The following is a 12,863-nucleotide window of genomic DNA, read 5'->3' on the forward strand; positions in this document are numbered from 1 at the left end:
GTAACAAAAAAGGCCGGGATTCGTCCCGGCCTTTTTTGTGGGCGCCTGGTAGCACTCATCAGGATTCGTCGTTATCGCTCTTCGGCTTCTGTGGTGAGGGCGTTTTGCTCATAAAGGCAGACATCATTTCCATCGGCAGCGGGAACACAATCGTGGAACTGTTGTTGGTGCTCATATCCGCCAGGGTTTGCATGTAGCGCAGCTGCATTGCTCCAGAGTTGGCGGACATAACTTCGGCCGCTTCAACCAGCTTTTTCGATGCCTGCAATTCACCCTCCGCGTGAATCACCTTGGCACGACGCTCCCGCTCTGCCTCCGCCTGACGGGCAATGGCACGAATCATCGACTCGTTCAGGTCCACGTGCTTGATTTCAACGTTGGCGACCTTGATGCCCCATTCCTCGGTCTGGGCGTCGATAATACTCTGGATATCCGAATTCAGCTTGTCACGCTCTGAGAGCATTTCATCGAGATCATGCTTACCCAGTACCGAACGCAACGTCGTCTGGGCCAGTTGACTGGTAGCAGAGCCGAAATCCTCGACCCGTATAATCGCACGCTCAGGGTCGACCACCCGGAAATACAGCACGGCATTGACCCGCACGGTCACGTTGTCTTTCGAGATAACGTCCTGGCTTGGCACGTCCAACGCAATAACACGCAAATCCACGCGGGTTATCTGTTGGATACCTGGGATTACGATGATCAGGCCAGGCCCTTTGACACCCTGAAAGCGCCCCAGGAAGAAAACCACGCCACGCTCGTATTCCGGCAGAATCTTGATCGCCGACCCAAGAATCAGCAGGAGCACCACCGTGGGTGCGATATAGGGAATCAGGTCTGTGATGTTCATAAGGCCTCCTTCGTTGGCTCGATCGCCGGGTAACCTGTCAACATTCTCCAGGCCGGCGTCAGGGTTCCGCTTTGTCGGCTTCGACGTACACCGTCAAACCTTCCAATGCAGTCACCCTCAGTTTGTCACCGTTGCCTACTGGGGATTTGCAGGCGGCATTCCAGCGTTCACCGCTCATGCGCACGTGCCCCCTGAAATACCCGTCGTCTTCCTGAAAGTCATCAAGTGCGGTCACTCTCTCGTGGACAATCTGTTCGCTTCCGCTGACCGGGTGCTTCCGGCGCAAGCCGATGAACTTGATGACGGTCCAGAGGATAAAGCCGGCCGCGACCAGTGCCGTGCCACCGATGGTGGGCAGTGAAATCTCCTGATGGCTGCCGTCCATCAGTATGATGGAACCGGCTACAAACGCGACAATCCCCCCTATGCCCAGTATGCCGAAGCTGGGCATAAAGGCCTCGCCGACAATGAAGGCAAGCCCCAACAGAATCAGCGCCAGGCCCGCGTAATTGACGGACAGCACCTGGAAGGCAAACAGTGCGAGGATCAGGCAGATAGCGCCAATCACACCCGGGAATATCGCCCCGGGGTTGGATAATTCGAAGATAATGCCGTAGAAGCCGATGATCATCAGGAAGTAAGCGACATTCGGATTGGTGATCACCGATAGCAGTCGCGTGCGCCAGTCCGGGTCTGCTCGCGTCAATTCAATGTTCGCGGTGGCCAGCGTTTTCTCGCCATTGGCCATTTTCACGGTGCGCCCGTCGATCTGCTGCATCAGGCTGTCCATGTTGTCAGCCACCACATCGACCACGTTCTGCGCCAGCGCTTCTTCGGCGCCCAGGTTGACGGCTTCGCGCACTGCCTGCTCCGCCCAGTCGGCGTTGCGGCCATGTCGCTCCGCCAAGCCACGGATGTAGCTGACGGCATCTTCCAGAACCTTGCGCTCCATGGCCGTGCCGCCTCGGCGTTTATCGGAGGCGTCATCCTGCGCCGATTCCTCGTTTCCGGCGCTTTCCTTGTCATCGGGATTGGCATCCCCGGCGTCTTCTGCAGGCTTCTGTTCCTCGGAACCGGGCAGCCCGCCCATCTGGACCGGCGTGGCCGAACCCAGGTGGGTGGCCCCTGCCATGGCCGCCACGTGACTGCCATAGAGAATGTAGGTACCGGCGCTGGCGGCACGCGCCCCTGCCGGCGACACCCAGGTCACCACGGGTACCTCTGAAGAAAGGATCTCCTTGATGATACCGCGCATGGATTCCATCAGACCGCCAGGGGTATCCATCCGGATAACAAGCAACTCGGCACCTTCGGACTCGGCGCGGCGAATGCCACGCACCAGGTAGTCCATGGTGGCAGGGCCGATAGCCCCGTCGACGGTCAACACAAGACCTCTCGGAGCGTCATCCTGCTGGGCGATAACCGTATGGGACAGAGAGGCCAATGCCAGCACCAGGCCCAGCAGGAACACGGCCAGCCACCAGTGCAGGCGGCCGGAGGGATTGGATTGGTTGGGTCGGTTAGCGATCATCACTCCTCCCCGGATCCGTTCAGCGGATCAGAGCCTTCGGTATCAGAACCAGAGGCGTTGCTTCTCACCTTTATTGCCATCTGGGGTACTTCGCATCGGCCCGGCAGACTCATCCGCGACGCGGGTCAGACGTTCACCCACCATCCGCGGCAGGCCGTCCGCCTGGTCCACAGCCAGTTCAATGGCCATGCGCTTCACTTCCACACCGGGCATTTTCTGGCGGAAGTCTTCCACCTTTTTCTGCACCTGCTTCCACAATTGTTCACGGTCCTGCTGACTGTAGTCTTCTTCAGGGCGGTGTACCTCCAGCCAGACCTCATTACCTTTCAGGCCGATCTTCACGGGCTCATGGATAACCTGCACCGGCGTGCCCTTACTGACTTCGTAGACAAACCGCGATATATCCTCGTTGTACATGCGGAAACAACCGTGACTGACCTGCATGCCCACTCCGAACAACTTGTTGGTACCGTGAATCAGGTACCCTTTCTCACTGAGCATCAGTGCGTGGGACCCCAGAGGATTACCCGGCCCCGGTGGAATCATCCTGGGCAGGTACTCTCCCGCAGCTTCGTATTCGGCACGGATGCTTGCAGGCGGATACCAGGCCGGCGACTCCAGTGGCATGGTCACTTCAGCGTTGGTCAGTGGCGATGGGTTGTCATCGGTGCCTACCCCCACCGGATAGACCTGTACCTTTCCCTCAGTAAAGTAGTACAAACGGTATTCCGCCAGATTGATGATTATGCCCTCGCGCTTTACATCCGGAAGCACGTAGTGCCGGGGCACAGTTATCCGGGTGCCATCACCGGGCAGCCAGGGATCAACACCGGGGTTGGCCTTAACGAGTTCCAGATAACCAAGACTGTTCTGATTGCCAATGGCCGCAAAGGTGTCTTCATAGCGGGTGGTCATCACCGACAGCTCCCCGGCCAGATCCCCGTCAATGGAAAACCGGGGAACACGGGGCTTCTCGGGGGTGTCGCTTTTTCCTTTGGCTGTAGTCAGTTCCTGACCCGCGGCCTGCGCTTCCGTTTCGGCACCAACCACGTTGGCCGACACCAGGGCCAGCAAAACCAGCAGAAAACCTGTCAACTGCGTTCGATACATAGCGTCTCAATCCGATATCCGGTCTGCGGCGACAACAACGCGCTTCAAACCGACGTCAGGGCTGTCCAAACGGTGGCAACAGCCAGAATCATAAATAGAAGGCTGGCTCCAATTCTGGCCGTCGCCAGTGGTAACCGCTCCATCAACCATTTACCAGCCATGATAACCGGTATATTAGCCAGCAGCATACCAACGGTGGTGCCCATAATCACCCAGAAGGTGTCCGTATATCGCGCGGCCAGCACCACGGTTGCAACCTGGGTCTTGTCGCCGATCTCCGCCAGGAAGAACATCACCGTCGTGGCCATGAAGGCGCCCATCCCCAGGAACGCCGAATCGCCATTGTCATCCTTGTCCGGAATCAACAACCAGAGCGCAATGGCCACGAAGCTGGTAGCCAGGATCCAAGGTAGCCAGGCTTGCGGAATCCACTCTGCGATCCAGGCACCCAACAGCGCTGACAAGGCATGGTTCAGCAGGGTGGCGACAAGTATGCCAAGAATGATGGGCGCACGCTTGGCGTAACGGGCAACCAGGAAGAGAGAGAGTAGTTGGGTCTTGTCGCCGATCTCCGCAATGGCGACCGCAAACGTTGAAGCGAGAAAAGCGTCCATGAAAAGCTCCGGGGCGGACATTCAGACATGAGACAGCCCACCTTCCGCCCTGGGAGGTGAAACTGCCTCAGGTCTTGCCAATTTCACCGATGTACCGGTGAAACATGATAGCCACGGAGATTGAGCCCCAAGTATGTTGACTACCATCCGCCCCTGGAAACGGGTTCCGTTGCGGAGGCTACTCCCCTGAAGAGTGCCGAAATGTTAATCAATACCTGGGCGGATGGCAACTATACGCGCATTTTCCACACTGGAATGGCCGCCATCGCCACGAATACAGCCACCAGCCACCAGGCTGAATGAAACGCCCCAATGGTGGGGATGCCGCCACTGTGGTCACCAAATTCAATGGTCAGGGCCACGATATTGACGCCAAAGGCCCCACCCAGCTGGCGGGTAAAGTTAATGGTGCTCGAACCGGCACCGAGTTGCTCCGGCGCCAGTGGATTCAGGGCACCCGTTGAGAGGGCTGGCAGCATGAAGCCGATACCGATTCGCCCCAACACGGTCCATAGCGCCAGCCAGCCGAAGGCGAGCTCAATGTCCGATACCGCAAACAACATGGCCGACATGGCGAACAGGACAATGCCGAATATCACCAGCTTACGGGCACTCAGGCGGTCCGCCAGTCTCCCGGCCAATGGAAAGGTCATGCCCAGCACAATGCCTGCTGGCAACATCAGCAAACCGGCTTCGGTGGCGGTGAATTCCAGGGCCGTCTGCACAAACAGGGGTACCAGGTAGGTGGAGCCAAACAAGGCGAGCCCCAACGCCATGGCGCCCACGTTGGCGTATACGAAGGCCGGATTGCGTAGAAGCTCTATGTTCACCAATGGGTGTCGGGCGCGTCGCTCACGAATCACAAACAGCACCAGGGCGATGACCGCAACAGCGCCCTCGATGGCAATTCGTGCTTCCTGTCCCGCCAGTTCCTGAAGCCGGTTGAGGGTGTCCAGCGACAGACCGATGGCAGCGCCCAGGAGCACCAACCCAGGAAAGTCAAAACGGTAGGGAGCCGGGCGGGAGACCGGCAGCGGCAGAAAGCGCCATGCCATAAACACCCCGGTCAGGGTGACGGGCACGGGGGCGAACATCACATAGCGCCAGTCCAACTGATCCACCAGGAAGCCCCCGAGAACCGGGCCCAGGGCTGGAGCGAGAATCACACCCATGCCGTAGATACCCATAGCCTGCCCACGACGGTTGCGGGGGAAAATCCGGAACACCAGATACATACCCATGGGCTGCATGAGCCCCGCCATGGCACCCTGGCCAATGCGGGCGGCAATCAACTGTTCCGGGGAGGTGGCAAAACCACCAAGGAGGGAGATCACCGTGAACAGGAACATGGCCGTCGCCAGGGTCTTGCGCACGCCAAAGTGATCCAGAAGCCACGACGAGGCCAGCATGGTGGTGGTCATGGCCGCGATGAACCCGGTGGCCAGCCAGTGCACCTGGCCCTGCCGAATACCGAATTCCAGCATGATGTCGTGCAGCGCAACATTGACCACGGTTGCGCTGAGCACCGTTGCCATGGTGCCCAGCATGACCGTGGCAACCGCCAGCCAACGCCAGCGTTCGCCGTAACGGGCCCTTAACCCCTCAACCGTGTTATCACTCAGACCAAGACCCCTTCAGGCCGAGATATCGACCGCACACCATTACCGTTGCCGCTCCGCATTCTCCAGGATCCTGTGGAACACCTTGACGGCACCTTCGATGTCCCGGTCGCTAATACCCTCCAGCATCTCTTCACGCAGGCGGGCCGCACGCTCGGTCAGGACGTTCATGAATTCGGTCCCGTCCTTGGTAAGGTGAAGACGGCGGGCACGACGATCATTGGGACAGGGACGGCGCTCAATCAGGCCCTGCTGTTCCAGGCTGTCCAGCAATCGCACCAGCGTCGGATTCTCAATGGCCATCAGGCGGGCGAGCTCACGCTGGGTCAGCCCTTCGCCCCCTTGTTGCAGATAGACCATGGTGGTCCAACGAGCCTGGGTGACACCCAGATCCTTAAGGCGTTCATCCAGCAATTTGCGCCAGCGACGGGTGACCCGGGCTACGGCAAAGGGAAACTGATCTCTCATGATCTGGGACTCCGGTAATGGGGTATCGACTGCTGTACTACCTGTAACGAATACCACTGCCGAAACGGTGCAGTGACGGACAACGTTACCAATAGTAAGCTAACCATTACGATAAAAACAGATATGCAAGGTGAAACAAAATTGGGGAAAACCGAGAGACGCGGCCCGATAGGCGAGAAAGACCGGCCTATCAGCCGGTCCTGTGTAGGTCTTCGTCACGCTCCTGAGCCGCTGGTGACTCGTGAAATTCCTCGTTACGGGGGTCCATTTCCGTCAGCACCGGCGAGGTCTCAGGCATGGCAGGTATGAAGTGTTCCTGCTCCGCCACCGGCACGTCTTCCGTGTGGCTGATGCGATAACTGGTGATAATCGCCAACACCACCAGGAAACCGGCGTTGCCGAAGAACAGCCCCCTTGGGCCCAATATGCCCACCAACTCGGCCATCACGATGGGGCCAATGACACTGCCCACGCCGTAACTCAGCAGCAGTGTTGCGCTGGCGGCCACAATACGATTACTTTCCATCCGGTCGTTGGTGATTGCAACCGCGATCGGATACAGCGTGGCCGAGAGGCCCGTGAACAGGCCAACCAGCAGGGTCAGTAGCCACATCCGTTCAGCCCCGAGGATGCCAACCGACACCGCCGCGGTGCCCGCTGCCACCGCCACCCAGAACATGACGCGGCGACGATCAAACCGGTCACACACCAGCCCCAGCGGCCAGGCCAGGAGCATGGCCGCCACAATGGCACTGGCCATGAAGGTGGACACCCGGCTGACCTCCAGACCCACCAGGGTGGCGTATACCGGGCCGAGCGCATAAAAAGAACCAATCATGACACCGCAGATCAGCGCACCGGAAACCCCGGTGAACGACTCACGGGCCAGGGTGAAGAATGACAGTCGCTCGGACTGCTCGATCACCGGGGCATCCATACGTGTCAACGACAATGGAATCAGCGCCAGCGTCAACAGGACAGCGGCGAGCGAAAACGGTATGAACGAAGACGGCTCACCGACGTTGATCAGCAACTGGCCACCGGCGGCGGACAGGTAGAACACAATCTGGTAAACCGCAAAAAGGGCGCCCCGGTTGGCGTTGGTGGCGCGACTGCTGAACCAGCTCTCAATCACCACCAGAACGCCGGCCACACTGAAGCCCGACAAGGCACGCAAAATGGCCCAGAACACCTCGGACACCGCCATGGGATACAGCAGGGCGCACACCGCCGCCATGGCGGCAAAGACCGCGAAAGCCCGGATATGCCCGACACGACCGATGATGAGATGGACGTAGAGCGTACCCAACACGAAGCCAATGGAGTAACACACCAGGATCCAGCCGATAATGTTCGGCGAGACCGCTTCAATACTCAGTCGCACACCCAACAGAGTCATCAGAAAGGCGTTGCCACTGACCAGCAGGACAATACTGAGGATCAGGGCTGAAAGCGAGGTGACCATTCGGGTCATCGGTCTGGCTCCGGCGTACTTTAAACAGGTTGATACAGGAATGTAATGAAACTAGCAGCAACGCCGGAACATTGCAGAGCACGAATTAGAACAGGGCGTAATTCACAAAACCACTACGCAGTTCCCGAAATCCCCAATACCGCTTGCAGCGCCGTGATGACTGGATTTAACATCATTTTACATTAAGGTGACGTAACACACGCTGGCGGCCTGAAGGGTTAACATGTGGGTAGTTTGATCGCTGCCTATTTGAACCCACGAGAGTCTCTCATCTCATGCAATCCACGCTAACCATGAGCGCCTGGTTATGAAAAAGACGGACTGGCCCATTCGATGGGATCTGTTGCTTCGCTACCGGCTGATTGAAATCATCGCCCTATGGGAAGGACGGCTCACCACCAATCATATCTGCCACAGTTTCGGCATTGGGCGACAGCAGGCTTCCAAGGATATCAACACCTACCTGCGGGAACTGGCGCCGGACAATCTGGTTTACGATCGCCACCTTAAAGGCTATGTGCCATCGTCCAGTTTCCGGCCGGTGGTCACCGCCGGCAACGCCAGTGAATACCAGGATCTGCTGGCTCGCCAGGACGCCCTCAGCGACACCTTTGAATCGCTTAATATCAGCTTGCCTGACAGCACCATCGTCCGTGGCCCGGAACGGGTTGTTAAGCCGGAAGTCATGCGTGCCGCAGTTGCAGCAGCTCGCCACGGCCGGGTGATGAAGGCAGAGTATGCCTCCCTAAGCCCCGCTGGTGTTTCCCAGCGCACTCTGGAACCCCACACTCTGGTGTGTGTCGGCCAGAACTGGCACCTCCGTGCCTGGTGCGACGCCAACCGGGAATTTCGGGACTTCGCCCTCAGCCGTTTCCGCGGCAAGCCGGAAACCACCCGGCAACGCAGCCGTCACACCATCCAGCATGATGATGACTGGAACCGTCAAGTCTCACTGGTGATGATGCCTGATAGCCGTTTGAACAAGGCACAGCAGGATATTGTTGCCACCGATTACGGCATGGTCAGCAACCGGCTCGAACTCACCATTCGCGCGGCCCTTGCACCCTACGTACTGTCCCGGCTCGGCCTGGGTTCAGACAGCCAGCACCCGGACCCAATGGTCCAGCAGCTGGAACTGGCCAACGAAGAGCAGCTGGGCATTGCCGAGTCGGCTCGCGAACGGGCTATTAAAGCAGTAGCGGGGCTCTGCTAGACTGAGCGGGTGATCACAACCAACCCTTTCCTGTTCTGGCGCCTTGCCCTCACCCTGCTCATAGGCCTGCCCGCTGTCGCGGCGGGGGATTGTGGTACCGGGGTTATCCCGGTTTCCCGCATTCAGGGCACGGGCGATCATTCCTCTTTCGCCGGCCAGACCGTTTCCGTTGAGGGCATCATAACCATGGATGCTCGCCAACGAGGCGGCTTCCGCGGTTTTTATCTGCAACAAGCCGATGGCGAAACGGACAACGATCCGCAAACCTCCGAGGCCCTGTTTGTTTACACCCATCGCACCGACGGACAGCACGGGGATAGGGTGCATGTCTCAGGGCGGGTGAAAGAGTTCCATGGCCTGACCGAGCTCACCGATATTACCTCCATCACCCGTTGCGGGAATGGCCGTCTGCCTGAGCCTGTCTCCGTCACGCTGCCGTGGCAGGATGGCGAACCTCCGGAACACCTGGAAAACATGCGGATCAACGTCGCCGGCGAGCTAACGGTGATCAATCACTATAACCTGGCCCGTTACGGTGAACTCACCCTCGCGGCAAAGCCTCAGACGATGGCCACGGAAATCCTGGAACCAGGGCCGGGCGCTCAATCGCGCCACAGGTGGCAGGCGATCAACCGACTGTTGCTGGATGACGGCCTGGGGGCGCGCAACCCGCGCCCGATTCCCTGGCCTGGGCCACAACTGTCCGCAAACAACACGGTTCGCACCGGCGACAAGGTCAGCGGGTTAACAGGCATACTGGATTTTCGGTTCGGCGCCTGGCGACTGCAGCCGCAATCAACGCCGGCGTTCAGCCCCGCCAATCCACGCGCACCAGCACCCGAGCGACCGGAGTCGGCCACGCTCAGGGTGGTCACACTCAATCTTGGCAATTTCTTCAATGGCGATGGCCGTGGCGGCGGTTTTCCGGCAGCTCGGGGGGCCCGATCCGCCACTCAGTTTGAGCAACAGAAAGCACGGCTGGTTGCCGCGCTGACGGCGCCGAACCCGGACATCATCGCTGTCACAGAAATGGAAAACGACGGCTATGACGGCGACAGCGCCATTGCCGAATTGGCCGGCGCCTTGGGTTCACACTGGCGCTACGTGGAAACAAGCGACAACACTGGCAGTGATGCCATACGCACCGATCTGCTGTACCGCAGCGACCGTGTGGTCGCGGAAGGCTCTCCCAGCCGCCTGACAACAACACCATTTGATCGTCGTGGCCGGCCACCAGTCACTCAGGTATTCCGCCTCATTCACAGTGATCGAGCCCTGAGGGTTGTCGTTCCTCACTTGAAATCAAAGGCCTGCCGTGGCGCCAGTGGTCAGAACCGGGATCAGGACGACGGCCAGGGCTGCTACAATCACAGCCGCGAACAAGCGACCCGAGCCATTATCCGCTGGACCAATGCCCTGCCGCACCCGGATGGCCTGTCCGGCACCCTGATCACCGGGGATATGAACGCCTACGCCCGGGAGACGCCGCTGCAACTGCTGGAAGCGGCAGGCTTTATCAACGCCGTTCGTCACATCCACGGCTGCACCGACACCACCTGTAAGCACACCAGCTATAGCTATCACGGCCGTAGCGGAACCCTGGACTACAGCCTGGTCTCGAAAAGGCTGCTCCCACGGATCGTCGATGCCCGCACCTGGTCGATAAATTCCGATGAACCCCGGGCGCTGGGCTACAAGGGGCCGGTTACCGTACCCACCGGCCAGCCCTGGCGCTCATCGGACCACAACCCGGTCATCACCGACCTGTCACTCTGATTCCACCTTGCCCGCGAGCCGCAGCATCAGGGCAGGCAGGCCAAAGCCCGGCGCGGGATACGCGGTACACTGGCTCCAATCCAGTTGAAACGGAAACCGACCGTGAAAATACCCACTCCAAACTTATGGCCTGCCGCCCGCACCAGTCAGCGATGGCTGGTACAGGCAAAACGTCGTGAAACCGTGATCGATGGCCACCGCATGGTGTATCTGGAAAAAGGGACCCCTGCCGGGGACCAACCCACCGTTATACTGATGCACGGTTTTGCCGCCATGAAAGAGAACTGGGCGCTCTGGCTGCAGCGGCTGCCCGACCACTGGCACATTCTGGTTCCGGACCTGCCAGGGCTTGGAGAAAGCGAGTACCGTTCGGACGCCGATTACGGCTACGAGGCCCAGGCGTCAAGACTGGAAGCCTGGATCGATACTCTGGCCACCAACAACCTTCACCTGGTCGGCAGCTCCATGGGGGGTGCCATTGCCACCGTCCTCGCTCACAAAATGACGCCCGCACCCGCTTCCCTGACGGTGCTGAACAGCGCCGGCATACCCGAACATACAAACGTGGACCTCGATGCCCCCTTCGAGTCCGACCGCGACGCCATTCTGATTCCCCGGGACTGGGCCGGTGTCTACCGGATGTTCAATAGCGTCGGCACTGGCAGGCCAACGGCTATGGGCGTCGCCATGACGGGGCTTCTGGGGCCGGACCTGCTGCAACGAACCGCGTCCTTGCGTCACATTTTCAACGATATGCTCGCCGACGCATTGGCACCAGCACGCTACCTTGGCCCCAACACACCTCCCCTCCAGGTCCAGTGGGGGGACCGGGACGTGATCACGCCCACACGCTGTGTGGACTGGTATCGAAAGGTGACGCCCCAGGCCGATATCCACGTGTTCCGGCGGGTAGGCCATCTTCCCATGCTGGAGAATCCCGGTCGCTCAGCCCGTAAACTGGCAGCCTTCATTGACCGCCACTCAGCGGGCGGCCAGCTCTGTTAATTGGCCTGCATATCCTGTTGACCCGTCAGCGAAGTCATGGGGTGGGAGGAACATTGCGTTCATAATCGTGGAAGAAGTTTCATCCCTGACATAACAACAACAGGAAACACGAGGAAATCCCATGCGCGCCTCAGTATCTACCACTCAGGATCTGGGCATGCCGGCCATTTACCTGCACTTGCTGGCGGAGTTGCTTAGTACCATCGGCGTCGATGAAAAAGCGCTGCTCAAGCGCGTCGGCCTGGACCCGGTGCGCCTGCAGTCAACCGATTTAAGAGTCAGTCAGTCACAGGCCAGCGAGTTCGTGACCCGAGCCATCATCGAAAGCGGCGAGCCCGGGCTCGGCATCATGCTGGCCCGGGAGCTTCGACTGCCACTGCACGGAGCCCTGGGCACCGCGGTCATGAGCAGCCGCACTCTGGCAGAGGCTCTGGACCTGATGACGCGATACCTGACCCTGCGCGCCCCGCACCTGCACGTCAAGCGCCGGCAGCAGGATGGCCAGTCTATCTACGCCATCTCGTGTGGCATTGATCTGGGCCCATTGCAGGGCTTTATCATGGACGCCATGCTGTTCGGCTGCGCATCCATGGGAGCGCAGCTAACAGGCTCACCGGTCGCCGGCTCGTCGATTCAGCGACGCGGACCGGAACCGGCCTACTTCCATCGCTTTCGCCAGCAAATTCCCATCCCCGTGGTGTACGGCGCTGGCGAAGATGCGATTGTTATTCCCGATCCGCAGCTGGCATTGCCAATCCGCTTCTCTGACGATCAGTTGGCCGCCTCGTCGAAAGCCCAGTGTGAGGAGGCCTTACGCCTTCTAACGGAAGATGCCGGCTTTGCCTGTCGGGTCAGGCGGGTGATTGAAACCAGTCACCCGTTCCCGCCGAAACTGGCCAGGGTAGCCACAACGCTGTTTGTGTCGGAGCGCACCCTGAAACGGCGTTTACAGGCGGAAGAAGCCAGTTTTCAGCACCTGGTGGATCAGGTGCGACTGGAAAGAGCGGGGGAGTTGCTGCAGCAAACTGCCATGAACCTGAGCCAGATTGCCGACGCCCTGGGCTACGCCGACGCCGCCAACTTTACCAGGGCATTCAAGCGCTGGACCGGACAGAGCCCCAGCCAGTACCGAAACCAGGAGTCATTGCCAACAACAACGTCGATCAAGAGAACACCAACCAGTGCGATGGCCTGAAACAC

At 59.4% G+C, this 12,863-nt stretch carries 11 protein-coding genes; 4 read left to right on the forward strand and 7 right to left on the reverse strand.

What is annotated here, in order from left to right:
- Positions 1-58: 58 nt before the first annotated feature.
- The 7 genes from AXW11_RS10145 to AXW11_RS10175 all read right to left on the reverse strand — a co-directional run bounded on the left by AXW11_RS10145 (position 59) and on the right by AXW11_RS10175 (position 7,669).
- Positions 59-853: a slipin family protein gene (locus AXW11_RS10145; RefSeq protein WP_041332783.1), complete on the reverse strand. Its 795-nt coding sequence runs from the start codon at positions 851-853 to the stop codon at positions 59-61.
- A 58-nt stretch (positions 854-911) separates the two neighbouring features.
- Positions 912-2,384: an NfeD family protein gene (locus tag AXW11_RS10150; protein ID WP_075196354.1), complete on the reverse strand. Its 1,473-nt coding sequence runs from the start codon at positions 2,382-2,384 to the stop codon at positions 912-914.
- A gap of 42 nt (positions 2,385-2,426) precedes the next feature.
- Positions 2,427-3,494, reverse strand: coding sequence for a L,D-transpeptidase family protein (locus AXW11_RS10155; protein ID WP_075196355.1), 1,068 nt, complete (start codon positions 3,492-3,494; stop codon positions 2,427-2,429).
- A gap of 44 nt (positions 3,495-3,538) precedes the next feature.
- Positions 3,539-4,108: a TMEM165/GDT1 family protein gene (locus AXW11_RS10160; protein ID WP_036207659.1), complete on the reverse strand. Its 570-nt coding sequence runs from the start codon at positions 4,106-4,108 to the stop codon at positions 3,539-3,541.
- 230 nt (positions 4,109-4,338) lie between these two features.
- Positions 4,339-5,730, reverse strand: a complete 1,392-nt coding sequence (locus AXW11_RS10165) for a DHA2 family efflux MFS transporter permease subunit (RefSeq protein WP_036207660.1) — start codon at positions 5,728-5,730, stop codon at positions 4,339-4,341.
- A 39-nt stretch (positions 5,731-5,769) separates the two neighbouring features.
- On the reverse strand, positions 5,770-6,195 hold the full coding sequence (locus tag AXW11_RS10170; RefSeq protein WP_036207661.1) for a MarR family transcriptional regulator: 426 nt from the start codon (positions 6,193-6,195) through the stop codon (positions 5,770-5,772).
- Between the two features lie 190 nt (positions 6,196-6,385).
- Positions 6,386-7,669, reverse strand: a complete 1,284-nt coding sequence (locus AXW11_RS10175; protein ID WP_036207663.1) for an MFS transporter — start codon at positions 7,667-7,669, stop codon at positions 6,386-6,388.
- Between the two features lie 307 nt (positions 7,670-7,976).
- Between AXW11_RS10175 and AXW11_RS10180 the strand changes: the two genes are divergently transcribed.
- The 4 genes from AXW11_RS10180 to AXW11_RS10195 all read left to right on the forward strand — a co-directional run bounded on the left by AXW11_RS10180 (position 7,977) and on the right by AXW11_RS10195 (position 12,858).
- Complete coding sequence (locus tag AXW11_RS10180; RefSeq protein WP_036207665.1) at positions 7,977-8,882, forward strand: BrxR family helix-turn-helix transcriptional regulator; 906 nt, start codon at positions 7,977-7,979, stop codon at positions 8,880-8,882.
- A gap of 9 nt (positions 8,883-8,891) precedes the next feature.
- Entirely contained in the window at positions 8,892-10,658 is a 1,767-nt protein-coding gene (locus AXW11_RS10185; RefSeq protein ID WP_041332782.1) for an ExeM/NucH family extracellular endonuclease, read from the forward strand.
- A 102-nt stretch (positions 10,659-10,760) separates the two neighbouring features.
- Complete coding sequence (locus tag AXW11_RS10190) at positions 10,761-11,663, forward strand: alpha/beta fold hydrolase (RefSeq protein WP_041332779.1); 903 nt, start codon at positions 10,761-10,763, stop codon at positions 11,661-11,663.
- A 121-nt stretch (positions 11,664-11,784) separates the two neighbouring features.
- Positions 11,785-12,858, forward strand: a complete 1,074-nt coding sequence (locus AXW11_RS10195) for an AraC family transcriptional regulator (protein WP_036207671.1) — start codon at positions 11,785-11,787, stop codon at positions 12,856-12,858.
- The last annotated feature ends 5 nt before the right edge of the window (positions 12,859-12,863 follow it).

Origin of the sequence: Marinobacter sp. Hex_13 (assembly GCF_001566815.1) — a bacterium.
GTDB lineage: Bacteria > Pseudomonadota > Gammaproteobacteria > Pseudomonadales > Oleiphilaceae > Marinobacter > Marinobacter salarius.

Bases quoted from the DNA above. Each gene is read 5' to 3' on its own strand.
- AXW11_RS10145 (WP_041332783.1), bottom strand. From the start codon at position 853: ATGAACATCACAGACCTGATTCCCTATATCGCACCCACGGTGGTGCTC.
- AXW11_RS10150 (WP_075196354.1), bottom strand. From the start codon at position 2,384: ATGATCGCTAACCGACCCAACCAATCCAATCCCTCCGGCCGCCTGCAC.
- AXW11_RS10155 (WP_075196355.1), bottom strand. From the start codon at position 3,494: ATGTATCGAACGCAGTTGACAGGTTTTCTGCTGGTTTTGCTGGCCCTG.
- AXW11_RS10160 (WP_036207659.1), bottom strand. From the start codon at position 4,108: ATGGACGCTTTTCTCGCTTCAACGTTTGCGGTCGCCATTGCGGAGATC.
- AXW11_RS10170 (WP_036207661.1), bottom strand. From the start codon at position 6,195: ATGAGAGATCAGTTTCCCTTTGCCGTAGCCCGGGTCACCCGTCGCTGG.
- AXW11_RS10175 (WP_036207663.1), bottom strand. From the start codon at position 7,669: ATGACCCGAATGGTCACCTCGCTTTCAGCCCTGATCCTCAGTATTGTC.
- AXW11_RS10180 (WP_036207665.1), top strand. From the start codon at position 7,977: ATGAAAAAGACGGACTGGCCCATTCGATGGGATCTGTTGCTTCGCTAC.
- AXW11_RS10195 (WP_036207671.1), top strand. From the start codon at position 11,785: ATGCGCGCCTCAGTATCTACCACTCAGGATCTGGGCATGCCGGCCATT.